General features: G+C 59.1%; 13 protein-coding genes and 1 other RNA gene. 12 read left to right on the top strand and 2 right to left on the bottom strand.

Translation table 11 applies throughout. The features are described from left to right. Positions 1-49: 49 nt before the first annotated feature. Positions 50-2725 carry a TonB-dependent receptor domain-containing protein gene (locus tag GSF27_RS05405; protein ID WP_160966436.1) on the top strand — a complete coding sequence of 892 codons (2676 nt, stop codon included), beginning with the start codon at positions 50-52 and terminating at the stop codon, positions 2723-2725. 319 nt (positions 2726-3044) lie between these two features. On the opposite strand, the gene GSF27_RS05400 is transcribed toward GSF27_RS05405, so the two are convergent. Beyond that, the gene (locus GSF27_RS05400) at positions 3045-3479 is read right to left on the bottom strand and encodes a substrate-binding domain-containing protein (protein WP_160966434.1); all 435 of its coding nucleotides are present in this window, start codon (positions 3477-3479) and stop codon (positions 3045-3047) included. A 20-nt stretch (positions 3480-3499) separates the two neighbouring features. Continuing rightward, positions 3500-4765 (bottom strand): hypothetical protein, encoded by a 1266-nt coding sequence (locus tag GSF27_RS05395; RefSeq protein WP_160966432.1) that lies wholly within the window; start codon positions 4763-4765, stop codon positions 3500-3502. A gap of 326 nt (positions 4766-5091) precedes the next feature. Between GSF27_RS05395 and ffs the strand changes: the two genes are divergently transcribed. The 11 genes from ffs to hrpA all read left to right on the top strand — a co-directional run bounded on the left by ffs (position 5092) and on the right by hrpA (position 16039). Continuing rightward, positions 5092-5188: signal recognition particle sRNA small type (gene ffs, locus GSF27_RS05390), an RNA gene on the top strand. A 217-nt stretch (positions 5189-5405) separates the two neighbouring features. Continuing rightward, complete coding sequence (gene dnaX / locus GSF27_RS05385) at positions 5406-7562, top strand: DNA polymerase III subunit gamma/tau (RefSeq protein WP_160966430.1); 2157 nt, start codon at positions 5406-5408, stop codon at positions 7560-7562. A gap of 10 nt (positions 7563-7572) precedes the next feature. Next, positions 7573-7893 (top strand): YbaB/EbfC family nucleoid-associated protein, encoded by a 321-nt coding sequence (locus GSF27_RS05380; RefSeq protein WP_160966428.1) that lies wholly within the window; start codon positions 7573-7575, stop codon positions 7891-7893. A 62-nt stretch (positions 7894-7955) separates the two neighbouring features. Further along, the gene (recR, locus tag GSF27_RS05375; protein ID WP_160966426.1) at positions 7956-8549 is read left to right on the top strand and encodes a recombination mediator RecR; all 594 of its coding nucleotides are present in this window, start codon (positions 7956-7958) and stop codon (positions 8547-8549) included. 9 nt (positions 8550-8558) lie between these two features. Next, positions 8559-9698: a ribonuclease D gene (gene rnd / locus GSF27_RS05370; RefSeq protein ID WP_160966424.1), complete on the top strand. Its 1140-nt coding sequence runs from the start codon at positions 8559-8561 to the stop codon at positions 9696-9698. A 51-nt stretch (positions 9699-9749) separates the two neighbouring features. Continuing rightward, on the top strand, positions 9750-10037 hold the full coding sequence (locus GSF27_RS05365; RefSeq protein WP_160966422.1) for a YcgL domain-containing protein: 288 nt from the start codon (positions 9750-9752) through the stop codon (positions 10035-10037). Positions 10038-10058: 21 nt separating this feature from the next. Next, complete coding sequence (locus GSF27_RS05360) at positions 10059-10508, top strand: YcgN family cysteine cluster protein (protein ID WP_160966420.1); 450 nt, start codon at positions 10059-10061, stop codon at positions 10506-10508. A gap of 32 nt (positions 10509-10540) precedes the next feature. Beyond that, a complete protein-coding gene (locus GSF27_RS05355) occupies positions 10541-10897 on the top strand; it encodes a hypothetical protein (RefSeq protein WP_160966418.1) in 357 nt (118 codons plus the stop codon). 104 nt (positions 10898-11001) lie between these two features. Next, positions 11002-11589: a tRNA-uridine aminocarboxypropyltransferase gene (locus tag GSF27_RS05350; RefSeq protein WP_160966416.1), complete on the top strand. Its 588-nt coding sequence runs from the start codon at positions 11002-11004 to the stop codon at positions 11587-11589. Between the two features lie 10 nt (positions 11590-11599). Next, positions 11600-12088: a GNAT family N-acetyltransferase gene (locus GSF27_RS05345; RefSeq protein WP_160966414.1), complete on the top strand. Its 489-nt coding sequence runs from the start codon at positions 11600-11602 to the stop codon at positions 12086-12088. Positions 12089-12154: 66 nt separating this feature from the next. Next, positions 12155-16039 (top strand): ATP-dependent RNA helicase HrpA, encoded by a 3885-nt coding sequence (gene hrpA, locus GSF27_RS05340; RefSeq protein WP_255493677.1) that lies wholly within the window; start codon positions 12155-12157, stop codon positions 16037-16039. The last annotated feature ends 10 nt before the right edge of the window (positions 16040-16049 follow it).

Here is a 16049-nt window from a genome sequence, read left to right as displayed (position 1 = left end):
GCCTGATGATTGCCTTACTCATAATAAAGATAAATAAGAGGAAGATGCTGTGCTTAATCAAGTACATCCACAAACGCTGGCCGGGTTTTCCCTGAAAAAGTCGGTCATCACTATCACCGGGGCAATCCTGTCAGCTGCTGGCATGATGAGCGCTCACGCACAGGACGCAGAGCAGGGCTCCCGCCAGCTGGAAGAAGTCACTGTAACGGGTACCTATATTCGTGGCATCGAGCCTACCGGTTCGCAGGTCATTGGTATTTCTGTTGATGACGTGAAAGCCTCCGGTGCCACCAGTGCCAACGATATCCTGGCCACAATTCCCCAGGCCAGTAACCTGTTTAACGCCATGACCTCGCTGGAGCCCACGGCACCTTCGCAAACGCAAGTCGTGCGTCCCAATCTTCGGGCCCTGCCCAAGTTCAGTACGTCTACCGGTAACGTCACCCTCATACTGGTTGATGGGCATCGGGTCGTGCCGGTGGGTGTCAAACAGTCGGCCGTTGATTCCGACATGATTCCACCGGCAGTGATCGATCGTGTGGAAATTATTACCGATGGTGGCTCCTCACTCTACGGCGCTGATGCCGTGGGCGGGGTGATCAATTTCGTTACCAAAAAAGATTTCGAAGGCGTAGAGCTGAGTGCCGGCTACAGTCACGGCGATGACTACTGGAGTTACGACACCAATATTACGGCCGGCACGACCTGGGAAAACGGGTCGGGCTACCTGTCGTTCAGTCATTCCGATCGCGACGCTATCCTGGGCAAGGATCGCAGCTGGGCCAAAAACGGCATCTGGGCTGATCGCAGTACCGTCAATCCCAGTGATGGAGAATGTATAAACCCAACCGCCACCAGTACGGTTTTCCTGGATGGATCAGCCGTAGCGTCTCTCGGTGGCACCGGAGAGCTGTGTGATGTGGGCGCGTTGAGAGCCCTGGTGCCGGAAGAGGACCGCTCTTCGGTCTACTTTGGTGTTACACAGGATCTCACCGATCAGGTGAGCCTGGACCTGAAAGGTTTCTTCAGCGAACGTAACACCACCTGGGCGCGATATCCCCAGGGCGATACAGTGGCCACCAGTGCGGTACCCGCTACGGGCTTTGCTGTGGTCGATACGGTGGGCTTTTCCTACGGCCCACATAAGGCCTATGACCACCGCGAGGGCGAAACAACGTTCGAGGCGTGGGGCCTGTCACCTGAGCTGAAAATTGATTTTGCCAATGGCTGGCGACTCTCCAACCTTGTGCACTACAGCGAAAGCGTTAGTGAATACATGGAGCCCAGCAGCGACCTGACCAAGCTGCAAAGTTACGTGCTGGCGGGGGATATTGATCCAACTAACATTGCCGCGTCTGATCCCGCTGCTATTCGCGATGTCCTTAACCAGGAAAATACCGGCGAATCCGAGCAGGAGCTGTTGCTGGTCAGGGCCATCGCCGATGGTCCGCTGATGCAGTTGCCTGCGGGCGAGATGAACATGGCGATTGGTGTCGAATACGCCGAACAGGAAGCCAGAATCCGTGAAGGCCAGGTGCAGATCGGAGGGCTCAGTAATGTGGGCTTCCAGAGTGCTGATCGCACGGTGAAATCAGTGTTTGCTGAACTGCAGGTACCACTGGTCAGCGGCAAGCCCGGTATTGAAAGCCTGGTCTTTTCGGCGTCAGCCCGCTATGACGACTACAGCGATTTCGGCGATACCACCAACCCCCACATTGGTTTTACCTGGGAGCCGGTTGAGTGGTTGTCCATTTTTGCTAACTGGGGCGAGTCATTCAACGCGCCCACGCTGGTGGACCAGATCGGCCGCTCCGAAGCTGGCTATAACCCCGGCGTTGCGGGTTTGTTCCTGGGTGATGCGGCGGCTGCAGCGGGCGTGAATGTTGATTTCCTTACGCGTCCGGACGCGGTGCAGCTGTTCGGTGCCAAGGATGACCTGCAGCCACAAACTGCGGAAACCTGGGCGGTGGGTTTCACTATGACGCCCCCCGTGGTGCCTGGCTTGCAGGTGCAGGCGAACTACTACGAAATTGAATTTACCGACATTCTCGGTTTCTTCGATCCCCGCAGCCCGATCTCTGCCCAGCAGTACGCCAGCTCCTACACCTGGAATCCAACCCAGGCGCAGCTGGATGCGGCAGCGGCAGAAGCTTTTAACGGCTCATCCGCGCTGGCGGGCGTGAACGCCAGTACGGTGGCCGTGATTCTCGACCGCCGTCTGGGCAATGGTGACGAAGCCATGATCCGTGGCCTGGATTTTGGTATTGGCTACGAGCACTCCACGGACATCGGCACCTTCGACTATCAACTCTCCGGCAACTACAAGCTGGAATCCGAAATCAAGAGTGTGGAAGGGGATCAGTGGTTTGACGATCGTGACAATCAGGCCAAGTACAATCTCCTGACCACTGTGGGATGGCAGCATGACACCTGGCGTGCCAAGCTGAGCTTCAAGTACACGCCGGGCTTTGACGTGAACGATGCATCCCTCAATCCGTCTACCGGTGAGCCTTTACAGGATGAGGTTGGCTCCTTCCTGGTGACAGACCTCTATGTGGGTTACGACTTCAAGGGCACCGGTGTTACCCAGGATCTGTCCGTGCACTTTAACGTCGATAATATCTTCGACGAGGAGCCACCACTCTATCGACGTAATGGTCAGGTGCCATACAGCGGCTTTACCCTGGGTCGGGTCTTCTCTGTGAGTGCGACCAAGCGTTTCTGATCGTTCTGTCTGATACCAGCCCGGGTGGCATTTTTGCGGTTGCCCGGGAATGGTGTCGGGTAGGTCTGGTATACCAACGGTACTGTCTGTCAGCCTGATGCTCCCCGGAGTCAGCACTGGATCGTCCGGATCATGCGGATGCATCTCCCCCTGGCTGTCTCCGGCCTTGGCGACGTAAGTCGCCTTTTTTATTGTGTCAGTGCCGACAGGGATCAAGTACGGGCTAAACAGGGTAGGGGAATAAACCGGTCTGCCGAAAAGAAAAACGGCCGGCCATTACTGGCCAGCCGTTAACGGGGGTTAAACCTGAGTCCGGTTATCAGAACTCAAGAACAACCCGCACAGTGCTGTCGACTTCACTGGTATCAATGTAGCCGATCAGGGCCGGGTTTTGTCCGACCAGTTTCTTCACGTCAGCACCGCCGCCAACCTGCTTGGGTGGAGTGCCCTTGCCGGTGAACAGGAGCTGAGCCCAGTAGGCTTTAATCTGCTGGTCATTCTTCTTCAGGATGGTGCGTACAAAAGCACTGCGGGTAGCAGAGCCTTCGGTTTGCTCCACTGGAATGGCTTCGGAGCCATCGGGGAATGACTTGCTTTTACCCAGGAAGATACGGGCGATTTCCGGCTCTGAGAGGGTGTTGCCGTTGGTTGGGTGAACCACAACAGCGGTCGCGGAAAATGCTGCTGCAGATGCCAGCAAGCTGATTCCGGCCAAGCCTGCCGCGAGCACTTTTTTCATTTTATTCGTTGTCATAATTATGTGCTCCCCTTGCCTTAGAAAATTACGTCGAGTGCAACTGCAACAACGTCAACTTCGCCGGTCTCTCCGTAACCCCACATACCAGCACCTTCGTAGAAGTTGCCGTTACCCTTGTAGAAGTCGTCACTCTTGTCAGTACGAGTGGTGTACTCAACTTTAAGTGCGGCACTCGGGTGGAAGTCCCAGCGTACACCGGCGGTAATGGCTTCACGCTTGCTCTGGAACTCTGCAGTCACATCGCTCAGCTGGCCAGGAGTAACGACTGGTCCGGTCTGGACATAGTCAACGGTGTTTTCACTGTAGGTAATGTGCGGAGTGAAGTTGCCCAGACGAATACCGGTAGAGACGTACCAGCCTTCGGCTTCATCACGACCGGAGAAGCCGTTGGTCGGGAAGGCAGGGTTATCAGGCTTACCGTGGGTATACTCGGAAACGATAAATACGTTGCCGAAGTTCATTTGCGCCGCCAGACCCATAAAGGTGTATTTCAGCGGATTCTCTTCTGAACCCTGGCCGTCAGGAATGATGTTCGGGTAGTTGGCGCCGAGGAGTTGATCCAGCTCGGTAACAGAGTCAGCGCCGGAGTAGGTGGCGCGCAGGATCAGCCAGCTGTTACTGGCACGCAGTACGACACCATGCTGGTCTTCGGATTTAATGGTGGTGGTAATTTGGCCGGAAGCAACGTCTTCTTCACTGTTGCCGTAGTAAGCCTCGGCGGACCAGTCCCAGCTGCCGATATAGTTGCTGTAGCGAACCTTAACTCCGTTGAAGGTATCACCGTCGGTGGCTACCAGCTCCTGCGGTGGGCGAATCCAGTGGTAGGCGTAACCCACGTCAATAAAGTCGGAGTAGTAGAACAAAGGCAGACGCTGGCGACCCGCCATCACGGTCCAGTTTTCGTTGAATTCGTAGCTGATGTAAGCCCAGGAAACAACGGCTTCGAAGTCTTCACCACCATTACCGGTAATCTGGCCAGTAGCGCTGAGACCTTCGCCCAGATCGGCAGTGATCTGGATGCCGTAGTTGGAGTCGGGGTTGAAACTCCATTGATCGTCATAGACACCGTCGGTTACCGGGTCTGCAACGTAGGTGGCTTTTCCTTCACCTGGCAGATCGGTTGGACCACTGGTCAGGTGGGAGCTGGTGGTGGTGCCTTCACTCAGGGTTTGACCGCCAGCAATAGAGGCGAAGCCGTTAATACGCACTTCCGCAGCGTGCACGCTGCCTACTGCCAGCATGGCTGCAGTCAGCAAGCCAAGTTTTGCAGGAATTTTAGTCATGGATGTTAGTCCTGTGCTCTTTGGTTTGTTTTACTACTAATGGATTTTATTTTGGGGAACATCACAGAGCCGGCAGCATAAGAAGCCGGAAGAGAGAGACCATCCTGGTCGTAATTTATTGTTCACTTTATACTCAGTCTGTCAGGGTGGCCGGACATAATGCCGGCAACTACGACCCCCCAAGGTCCTTCCTGGCAGAACAAGGGCGCGAGTATATCAGAAGAAAAAAATTTTTTTTGTCGACTGGAGCAATGTAGTTCGAAGGGTCGACTTGCAAAACGATTATAAAGCGTGAATAATCCGGCCCTCTTTGCAATGGTGGCTCTTACCGGTCCCCTCGCAATGATCAGCTGTGAACCCCGCCAGGCCCGGAAGGGAGCAACGGTAGCAGTGACATCATGTGCCGGGGTGTGGCTGGTTTGAGCCGCCACCCAAAGCCTCTCCTGCCTTTACACAACTTTTCCGCCTGCACTTTCCCGTCCGGCTTCCCGGCAGCGCCCCTGTACAAAATTCAGCCCGAAATCCGCCAGTTACAGGTAAATTCGCCAGCCTCCCGGTCAACGGATATAATCGGCCATTGTCCTTTTTACAGCCTGTTGCGGCTGTAAATCCATGCAGAATAAGAGGATTTCCGGCCAACATGAGCTATCAGGTTCTTGCCCGCAAATGGCGACCACGTACCTTCCGTGAACTGGTCGGCCAGCAGCACGTCCTGCAGGCGTTGGTGAATGCGCTGGATCACGACCGCCTGCACCACGCCTACCTGTTCACCGGTACCCGGGGGGTGGGGAAAACCACCATCGCCCGCATCCTCGCCAAGTGCCTCAATTGTGAAACCGGCGTCAGCTCCGAGCCCTGTGGCCAGTGTTCCGCCTGCCGCGAAATCAATGATGGCCGCTTTGTGGACCTGATCGAGGTGGATGCGGCCTCCCGTACCAAGGTGGAGGATACCCGCGAGCTGCTGGAGAATGTGCAGTACGCGCCGACCCGGGGTCGCTACAAGGTCTACCTGATCGACGAAGTGCACATGCTCTCGTCCCACAGCTTTAATGCGCTGCTGAAAACCCTCGAGGAGCCGCCACCGCACGTTAAATTCCTGCTGGCCACTACCGACCCGCAGAAGCTGCCTGTCACTATTCTCTCCCGCTGCCTGCAGTTCCACCTGAAGAATATGGAGCCCGAGCGCATTGTGGGGCACCTGCAGCAGGTGCTGGAGCAGGAGATGGTGCCGTTTGAAGAGGCAGCGCTGTGGCAGTTGGGCCGCGCGGCCGACGGCAGTATGCGTGATGCCATGAGTCTCACCGACCAGGCCATCGCCTTTGGTGGTGGCAAGGTGGTGGAGGCCGATGTCCGCGCCATGCTGGGTACCATCGACCAGAATCTGGTGTTTACCGTGCTGCAGGCGCTGGTGAGTGCCGACAGCCGCCAGATACTGACATCGGTGGAACAGCTGTCCCAACACGCGCCGGACTATGGTGCTGCGCTGGCGGAATTGCTCTCAACGTTGCACCGGGTGGCCATCGCCCAGGCGTTGCCGGAGGCGGTGGATAATGCCCGCGGCGACCGGGAGCAGATCCTGGCGCTGGCCGGTCAGCTGCCCGCTGAGGACGTGCAACTCTTTTACCAGACCGCCCTGATGGGACGCCGCGACCTGCCGCTGTCGCCGGAACCCCGCGCCGGTTTTGAGATGGTGCTGTTGCGGATGCTGGCCTTCCGCCCCCAGGGGGTGCATTCGGTGCCTACCGACGCGCTGCCCCAGCCCGCGGCTCCACAACAGGCCCAACCCGATTCCACAGCAGTTCAGCCCGTGGCGCCAGTAGCAGCGCCCTTGGCTGAGACTGCCCCGGTCGCGGCGATTCCAGAGACTCAACAACCCACACCTGAACAGCCCCAGCCGGCAGCGGCTCAGCCCGAGCCACCCGCGCCACGGGCCGGGGCGCAGATGGTGCCACAGCCCCCTGCACCCTATGGTGGCGAGTTGGCACCGGCTGCGCCACCGGAGGATCTCCCCTGGGATGACGAGCCAGAGGCTGGCTTTGCTGCGGAGCCGCAGGTGTCGGCACCTGAGCCCGTACAGGCCCCGGCGCCTCAATTCCAGGCGCCTCAACCCCAATCACCACAGCCGTCACAAACCCGGCCGCCACAGCCACAGCCGCCACAAGCACGGCCAGAGCCCGGGTTACAACCGGCCGCAGCGGTCCCCCCGCCCCCTGTCCGTGAGGAGGAGCCCATGAACCTGGCACCGCTGGCATCGGATCCGGTGGATCCGCGCCTGCAGTCTGAAGGTGCACGCTCTCTGCAAAGCGACGAGCTGGCGGCCATGGGCCTGACATCGGCCCGCTCGCTGCCGACCCCCAAACCCAAGGCGCCGGCGGCGATCAGCAAGGTTCCCTTTGCGGAATTCACCCCGGAGCGCTGGATTGAGGTTTACGCCGGCCTCGGTGTCACGGGATTGTTGCAGAGCACCGTGGCCAACTGTGTGCTGGAGGGCGGCGATGGCGACACCCTGCATTTCCTGCTGGATCAGGCACAGAGCACCCTCTATGACCAGGGTCACCAGCAGCGCATGGCAGAGTTGTTGAGCAACTATTTCCAGCGTCCGCTGCAAGTGGTTATCCGCCCCGGTGTGGTGGAGGTGGAGACGCCGGCAGCCTTTGCCATCCGCCTGAAGCAGGAGCAGTACAAGGGTGCCTTGCAGGCGCTGTATGATGATCCGTTGGTACAGCAGTTGCTGCAACAGTTTGAAGGTACGCTGGACGAGGAATCGGTAGAAGCCGTCCAGCACAACAGTCACTAGAGAGGTAGTTATGAAAGGTCTTGGCGACTTGATGAAGCAGGCCCAGGAAATGCAGGCCAACATGCAAAAAATGCAGGAAGAGCTGGCCAATGCCGAAGTGACCGGAGAGGCCGGCGCCGGCCTGATCAAGGTGACCATGACCGGTCGCCACGATGTGAAGCGGGTGGACATTGATCCCTCCCTCATGAGTGAGGATAAGGAGATCCTGGAGGATCTGCTGGCGGCGGCGGTCAACGATGCCGTGCGCAAGGTGGAAGCCAATACCCGCGACAAGATGGGTGACCTGACGGCCGGGATGCAGATGCCTCCCGGCTTCAAAATGCCGTTCTAGGCAGTCATCACTGACGCAACGCTTATTTTGATAATAGCCACGAGCCGGGTAATAACCGCAGTATGTTCAGCCCCCTGATAGATGAGTTGATGCAGGCCCTGCGTTGCCTGCCGGGTGTCGGCCCCAAGTCGGCACAGCGTATGGCGATGCACCTGCTGGAGCGGGATCGCCCCGGTGCGGCCCGACTGGCTGCCAGCCTCGGCAAGGCGGTAGAAGGGGTGGGCCATTGTGAGCGCTGTCGTACCCTGACCGAAGAGACTGTTTGCGGTATCTGTGCCAACCAGCGTCGCGATGACTCCCTGTTGTGCGTGGTGGAGACCCCGGCGGATGTGGTGGCCATCGAGTCCGCCGGTACCTATCCCGGTAAATATTTTGTGCTGATGGGGCACCTGTCCCCCATCGACGGTATCGGTCCGGCCGACATCGGTCTCGACAAGCTGCTGCTGAGGTTGCAGCAGGGTGGTGTGGATGAGCTTATCCTGGCCACCAACCCAACGGTTGAAGGTGAGGCCACTGCCCACTACATCGCCGGACAGGCCAAGGCACTGCAGGTGAAAGTAACCCGCATCGCTCACGGTGTGCCGCTGGGTGGCGAGCTGGAGTACATCGATGGCGGCACCCTGGCCCACGCATTCTCATCCCGGCAGGCAGTATAGAACCCGCGCATGACATTGATTCCCAAAGAGCCCGTCTGGGTTGATTCCTCCGCTGAGCTGGCCGAACTGTGCCAGCGCTGGTCGCAGCAGTCCGCCATCGGCGTGGACACCGAGTTTATGCGCACCAGCACCTTCTATCCGATAACCGCGCTGTTCCAGGTGGGGGACGGGCAGGGTTGCTACCTGCTGGATCCGCTCGCCATCGACGACTTTGCGCCCTTCAGGGCGCTGATGGCCAACGACAAGGTGGTGAAGGTTTTTCACTCCTGCTCGGAAGATTTCGAAGTTTTCCAGACCTTCCTGTCCGTGGTCCCGACGCCGGTGTTCGATACCCAAGTGGCGGCGGCGCTGGCGGGTTATGGCTTCTCCCTTGGCTACGCCAAACTGGTAGAGACGCTGCTCAATATCGAGGTGCCGAAAAGTGAAACCCGCTCCGATTGGCTGCAGCGCCCGCTGAGCGTATCGCAGCTGCAGTACGCCGCGCTGGACGTGGCCTATCTGCCCGTGGTCTACGGCATGTTGGTCAAACGCCTGCGGGAGCAGGGGCGTATGGCCTGGGTGGAGGAGGATTGCCGCGAACTGGTGGTGCAGGCGCAGGCGCCCGCCGATGCCGACCTGGCCTACCAAAAGATCAAACTGGCGTGGAAACTGAAACCTCAGCAGCTGGCGGTGCTGCAGGGTGTGAGTCGCTGGCGTGAACTGGAAGCCCGGCACCGGGACGTTCCCCGCAACCGGGTACTGAAAGAGCGTGCCATGTGGGACATGGCGCGGTTGCAGCCCACCGAGCTGAAGCAGTTGAGTGGGCTCGAAGGCATTACCCCGCGTATGATCCGCGAAGACGGTGATGGCCTGCTGGACCTGATTGCCGAATGTGCGCACCTGCCAGAGTCGCAGTGGCCGCAGTCACTGCCGGCGCCGCTGGCCCCCGAGCATGGCGACCTGCTCAAGGCCCTGAAGCAGTATGTTCGGGACCAGGCCGATGCCCTCGACCTGCCCCCGGAGGTGTTGGTGCGCAAGAAGGACTACGAAGACCTGATTCGCAACGGCATGGACAATAGCGGCTATAGTTTAAATTCGCGCCTCAGCGGCTGGCGCCGCGAGGTGGTGGGTGACGGCTTGCTGAACCTGGCAACACAGTTCGCCCGCTGAATCTTCTCCCTTTTACTGACTGAAACTGAACAGCCTCACTGGAAACCTGCAATGAAAATTATCTGCGATATCTATAAAAGTGCCCGCGATCCGGATATGTATCTGTATGTCAAAAAGCAGGAAGCCTTGTCGCGGGTACCGGACGCGCTGAAGGAGAAGTTCGGCAAACCCCTGCACGCCATGACGCTGCTGCTGGAGCCGGGCAAAAAGCTGGCCCGTGTGGAAGCGGAAACCCTGATCGCCCAGCTGGAGGAGAAGGGGTTCTACCTGCAATTGCCACCGGCAAAAGATCAGGAGATGCAGGAAATTCATCTCAAGAACTCCAAGCTGAGTCTCTGATTCAGCAGCGGATCCGATTCTGTGGCTGCCCAATCAACCCGCTTCTGGGAATACAAAACCCTCGACCAGCTCGACCAGCAGGAGTGGGAATCCCTCTGTGACGGCTGCGGAAAATGCTGCCTGCACAAACTCGAGGATGAGGACACCGGCGAAGTCTGGTACACCTGCGTCGCCTGCCGTTACCTGGATATCAACAAGGGCGGATGCCGCTCCTACGCCAATCGCCTTGAGCTGGTGCCGGAGTGTGTGCACCTGCAGCCCAAGGATGTGGCCCAGTTCCACTGGTTGCCACAGACCTGTGCCTATCGTCTGGTGGCTGAAGGTCGGCCTCTGTATGATTGGCACCCGCTGATCAGTGGCGACAGCGAGAGTGTAGTGCGCGCCGGCGTGTCGGTACGCGGGCGGGTGATTGATGAGCGCCGGGTCGACGTGGATGACCTGGAAGAGTACATAGTGCACTGGGTGGAGTGAGCGCCCCCGGTGCAGGGAGAAGAAGCAGGAATATGTTGGAAAACAGCTGGATTGGTTGGGGTTATTATCTGCTGGCAGCGGCCGGCCTGTTTGCCGTGTGGTGGCGGATGACCATGCCACTGCCCTGGGCGCGCCTGCGTCTTGGCTTGCGCGCTGCGGTACTGGCGTTGATGGTTTGCCCCTTTTCCGTCGGTGAGGGTTATGTGGAGATGGCGCCAGCGGTATTAATGGTGGCCATGGAGACGGTGTTTGAAGGGGTAGACTCTTTTTACCGCGCCGGACCCACCCTGGTGACTGTGGTGGTGGTGGTCACGGTGCTGGCTCTGCTGCTGGATCAGTTGCTGCGCAGCCTGATGGGCAAGCGCGGCTCCTCCGGCGATGCAGCCTGAGAACCAGCCCCTGGTTTGATTACCCCTTTTATTGAACAGTTGGTTGCGGAGCCGGTGATAGCAGGGCTTCGTGGCCACTTGTTTCAATGCAGACAGGTCCGGCCATGAGTTTCTGTTGTGACTGTCTTCTGCGCAGCGATCTTTGTATCTGTCAGCGCGCCCCCCGCTTGCAGAGCAGCCTGCAGTTGCTGCTGCTCACCCATCCCGCAGAGCTGGATAAAGTCTCCAATACCGGTAAATTGCTGTTGCGCGCCGTGCCCGGCAGTCGCAGGGTATTGTGGCAGCGCCGGCAATCCGGCGAGGAGCTGCAGGCGCTTATGAAGAATACGGGGCAGCAGGCCTGCCTGCTCTACCCGGAGGCGGCTGAAGCTGCCGTTGCCGGCGACAAGCCTGCTTGTACACCCGCGGACAATTACTGTTTCCTGCTGCTGGACGGTACCTGGCAACAGTCCGCCAAAATGCTGCGCCAGTGCGACTGGCTGCAGCAGCTGCCACGGCTGGCGTTGACGGTACCGCCCAGTCAGTTCAACTTGCGACGCAACCAGCAGCCCGGCAGTGTCTCCACAGTGGAAGCGGCGATTCACCTGCTCAGGCTGCGCGGCGAGAGCGCCGATGCGGGCTTGCTGCACAACTACTTTGGTGACTTTCAGCGAGCCTGCGAGGCCCATCGCAGTGGCCACAATAAATGGTAACTTCCAACCCATGAGCTCCAATCCTTATCACGTCGAGCAGTTACCGGTGGTGCAGTACCCGCTGGTGAACAAGTTCTATAAAGACACCGGCTACGGAGGCAACGCGGGCCGCGAGGAGCTGGTGTATGTGGTGCGTAACCCGGGCGGAATAGTGGCTGCCGTGCGGTTGCAGCCAAAGAGTGATGGCTGGCTGTTCCTGCGGGCCATGTGTGTGGCACCGCAGCTGCGGGGGCAGGGGGTGGGGCGGCTACTGCTGCAGGGATTGGGAGAGTTGTTGTCCAGCCAGGCTGTGTACTGTTATCCCTTTGATCACCTGGTGTCTTTCTACACCGCAGGAGGCTTTCAATTGTTGGATGCAGAGCAGCAGCCTGCGGGTTTACAGTCATTGCCGCATTTTATGACAGAGGCCCTACAGCGTTATCAGCAGCAGGGGCGCAAGGTGTGCCTGATGGTACACGACACCGGTTTGCAATCGCTGACAGGGAACCGCGGAAGCTGACCCCCGACCTGCTATAATGCCGGCCGCTTTATTTTGTCCCTGAGTGATTCCCTGTTGGAGCCTGTTTTGTCCACCGATCCTGTACCCCAGTTGCGCGCAGCGTTAAGCGACGTGATGAGCCGCGACCACTTCCGCCTCAGTCGCCAGTTACAGCGGCTGGAGACACGCCTGCAGGAGGGCAAGCCCGCGCAGCAGGAGCTGGAGAAACTGCAGCAGGCCATCACGGCGTCAAAGGAATTGCTGCAGCAACGCCTGATCAATGTGCCAGCCATCGAATTTCCGCCGCAGCTGCCGGTCAGTGAACGCCGTGACGAAATTGCTGAACTGATCGAAAAGCATCAGGTGGTGGTATTGGCGGGTGAGACAGGCTCCGGTAAAACCACCCAGATCCCCAAGATCTGCCTGCAGCTGGGGCGGGGCATCAAGGGCCAGATCGGCCATACCCAGCCGCGCCGGATTGCGGCCAGTACCGTGGCCTCGCGCATTGCCGAGGAGTTGAATACGCCGTTGGGTAGTGCGGTGGGTTATCAGGTACGGTTTACCGATCATACCGACGACAGCACCTACATCAAGTTGATGACCGACGGCATCCTGCTGGCGGAGATCCAGAACGACCCCTACCTCAATCGCTACGACACGCTGATTATCGATGAGGCCCACGAGCGCAGCCTTAATATTGATTTCCTGCTCGGCTATCTCAAGCGACTGTTGCCGAAGCGCCCCGACCTGAAGCTGATCATCACCTCGGCCACCATCGACCTGCAGAAGTTTTCCGAACACTTTGATAATGCCCCCATTGTTGAAGTCTCCGGTCGCACCTACCCGGTGGACGTGCTCTACCGCCCCATGGCTGACAGCGATGCAGACCTGTATGAGAGTATCGTCGCCACCGTCGATGAGATTCTCGAGAGCGAGAAGGGCGGCACGCGCCGCGGCGGCGATATCCTGGTGTTTATGAGTGGCGAGCGGGAAATCCGCGAAGCGGCGCTGGCGCTGCGACACGCCAACTTTCCTCACCTGGAAGTGTTGCCTCTCTACGCCCGCCTGAGTCTTGCAGAACAGAACAAGGTATTTGCCGGCCACCGCGGCCGGCGCGTGGTACTGGCCACCAACGTGGCGGAAACCAGTATCACCGTGCCGGGTATCCGTTATGTGATTGATCCCGGGTTCGCCCGTATCAGCCGCTACAGCTTTCGCTCCAAGATTCAGCGCCTGCCCATTGAGGCGGTGTCGCAGGCCAGTGCCAACCAGCGCATGGGGCGCTGTGGCCGTGTCAGTGAGGGTATCTGTTATCGCCTCTACAGCGAGGAGGATTTTCTCTCCCGGCCGGAGTTTACCGATGCCGAGATCCTGCGCACCAATCTGGCGGCGGTGATCCTGCAGATGCTCAACCTGCGCATGGGTGACGTGCGCAAGTTCCCCTTCATCGATATGCCCGACTCGCGCTTGCTCAATGACGGCTTCAAGTTGCTGGAAGAGCTGCAGGCGGTGGATCGCAAGGGGCAGGTGAAGCCGCTGGGCCGGCAGTTGATGACATTGCCAGTGGATCCGCGGCTGGGGCGCATGGTGCTGGCGGCGGCAAAGCACAACTGCCTGCGGGAGATGCTGATCATCGTCAGTGCCATGTCGATCCAGGATCCCCGCGAACGGCCGGCGGAAAAGAAACAGGCGGCGGATGAAAAACACCGCCGCTTCAACGACGAGCACTCCGATTTTCTCGCTTACCTGAATTTGTGGGACTACGCCGAGCAGCAGCGCCAGGACCTGTCGCAGAACCAGTTCCGCAAGTTGTGCCAGAAGGAGTTTCTCTCCTGGCTGCGTTTGCGGGAGTGGCGGGAGATCCACCACCAGTTGCTGACCGCCCTCAAGCCGCTCAACCTGAAAGCCAACAAGGAGCCTGCCAGCTACGAGCATGTGCATCGTGCGCTGCTGCCGGGGCTGCTGGGCAATGTGGGCAATAAGGCGGAGGACCGGGAGTACCTGGGTGCACGTAACCGCCGTTTTATGATTTTCCCCGGTTCCTCGCAGGTGAAGAAATCGCCGGCCTGGATCGTTGCCGGACAGTTGCTGGAGACCTCGCGGGTGTTTGCCCACCAGGTGGCAAAGATAGAGCCCGGTTGGGTGCTGCAGGCGGCGCAACACCTGCTTAAGCGCAATCAGTATGAACCCCATTACGACGCCAAAAGCGGGCAGGTGATGGCCTATGAGCGGGTATCGCTCTACGGCCTGACGCTGGTGGAAAAGGCGCGGGTGATATTCGGCAACATCGATCCGGTGACGGCGCGGGAGGTGTTTATCCGCGCAGCGTTGGTGGAGGGTAATTACCGCGGCAAGGGCGAGTTCTATCGCTATAACAAACAGCTGCAGGAAGAGCTGCTGGAGCTGGAGGCCAAGTCGCGCCGCCGAGACATCCTGGTGGATGACGAAATCATCTATCGTTTTTACGATGAGCGGGTGCCTGCCGGCATTTTTAATCTGGTGAGTTTTGAAAGCTGGCGCAAGGAGACAGAAGCCAATGCCGCTCAGGCGCGGCTGCTGTATATGTCCCGCGAGCATTTAATGCAGCACGACGCCAGCGCCATCACCGAGGCCCAGTTCCCCAAAACCCTTACTGTTGAAGGCTTGACCCTGCCGCTCAGCTATCACTTTGAGCCGGGTTCCGAGGCCGACGGTGTCAGTATCCAGGTGCCGGTGCCGGCATTGCACCTGTTGCCGGAATTGCGCCTGCAGTGGTTGATTCCCGGGTTGTTGCGGGAGAAGTGCATACAGCTGGTGAAAGGCTTGCCAAAGCAGTGGCGCAAACATTTTGTGCCGGTGCCGGATTATGTGGACAAGGCGCTGGCCGCCATGAAGCCCGATAACGTGGCACTGGCCGAGGCGTTGGGCCATCAACTGAAGCGCCAGACACTGGTGGAGATTCCTGCCGACGAGTGGGACAAGGTGGTGGTGGACGACTACTACCGCATGAACATCCAGGTGGTGGATGAGCGTGGCAAGGTGCTGGCGCAAAGCCGCGACCTGACCGCGCTGCGGGAGCGCTACCGCGATCAGCTGCAGCAGACCTTGCAGAGCAGCGACAGCTCGCTGGAGCGCACCGGCATCGAGCGCTGGGACTTTGACGAGCTGGCGGAAACCACCCAGCTGAAACGTGCCGGCATGCAGATTACCGCCTACCCGGCGCTGCTGGATGAAGGCAGCAGTGTGGCCCTGCGCCTGCTGGATAACCCGCTGGAGGCGCAGCAGTCGAGTCTGCGTGGCGTCACCCGGCTGGGTATGTTGAGCCTGCAGGATCTGGTGAAACCACTGTCGAAGTCCCTGCTCAAGGGTAAGGATATGGGGCTCACCATGGTCTCCCTTGGTCGCCGTGAAGAGGTGGTGGATGACCTGCTGCTGGCGGCGGTGCGGCAGAGCTGTTTTGCCGCTGGTCTGGTGCGCACGCAGGTGGATTTCGAGGCGGCACTGGCGGCCGGTCGCAAACAACTCACCGGCGCCGCCCAGGAGATGGAGAAGTTGTTGCTGCAGGTGCTCACCAGCGTGGTGGCCATACGCAAAGCCATCAAGAGCAGCAAGAATGCGCTGGCCATCGCTACCGCTGCCGGTGATATCAATGTGCAGCTGCAGCGGCTGCTGTACCCGGGCTTTCTCTACGCGACCCCGTTGCAGTGGTTGCAGCAGTATCCCCGTTACCTGAAAGCCATTGAGCTGCGGCTGGAGAAAGCACCGTCACAGATTCAGCGGGACAAGATGTGGACTGCGGAGCTGGAGCAGCTGTGGCAGCCGTGGCTGGAGCGCCAGCAGAAGGAGGGGGAGTTACTGTTTGCCGCTAACGAGCGGGCACAGGAGTACCGCTGGATGCTGGAGGAGTACCGGGTGTCACTGTTTGCCCAGACCCTGAAGACCATCGCCCCTGTGTCCGACAAGCGCCTGAAAAAACTCTGGTCGGAAATCTGATCAGAGACCG

It is taken from the genome of Pseudomaricurvus sp. HS19 (assembly GCF_009857815.1).
GTDB lineage: Bacteria > Pseudomonadota > Gammaproteobacteria > Pseudomonadales > Cellvibrionaceae > Pseudomaricurvus.
Note: the sequence above shows the minus strand (reverse complement) of the source record. Positions and strands in the feature narration are given on the sequence as shown.

What these genes read in the sequence shown, in the direction of transcription:
- GSF27_RS05355 (WP_160966418.1), top strand. Translation starts at nt 10,541, where the DNA reads ATGTTGGAAAACAGCTGGATTGGTTGGGGTTATTATCTGCTGGCAGCG.
- GSF27_RS05350 (WP_160966416.1), top strand. Translation starts at nt 11,002, where the DNA reads ATGAGTTTCTGTTGTGACTGTCTTCTGCGCAGCGATCTTTGTATCTGT.
- GSF27_RS05365 (WP_160966422.1), top strand. Translation starts at nt 9,750, where the DNA reads ATGAAAATTATCTGCGATATCTATAAAAGTGCCCGCGATCCGGATATG.
- GSF27_RS05400 (WP_160966434.1), bottom strand. Translation starts at nt 3,479, where the DNA reads ATGACAACGAATAAAATGAAAAAAGTGCTCGCGGCAGGCTTGGCCGGA.
- dnaX (WP_160966430.1), top strand. Translation starts at nt 5,406, where the DNA reads ATGAGCTATCAGGTTCTTGCCCGCAAATGGCGACCACGTACCTTCCGT.
- GSF27_RS05395 (WP_160966432.1), bottom strand. Translation starts at nt 4,765, where the DNA reads ATGACTAAAATTCCTGCAAAACTTGGCTTGCTGACTGCAGCCATGCTG.
- GSF27_RS05380 (WP_160966428.1), top strand. Translation starts at nt 7,573, where the DNA reads ATGAAAGGTCTTGGCGACTTGATGAAGCAGGCCCAGGAAATGCAGGCC.
- recR (WP_160966426.1), top strand. Translation starts at nt 7,956, where the DNA reads ATGTTCAGCCCCCTGATAGATGAGTTGATGCAGGCCCTGCGTTGCCTG.
- rnd (WP_160966424.1), top strand. Translation starts at nt 8,559, where the DNA reads ATGACATTGATTCCCAAAGAGCCCGTCTGGGTTGATTCCTCCGCTGAG.
- GSF27_RS05345 (WP_160966414.1), top strand. Translation starts at nt 11,600, where the DNA reads ATGAGCTCCAATCCTTATCACGTCGAGCAGTTACCGGTGGTGCAGTAC.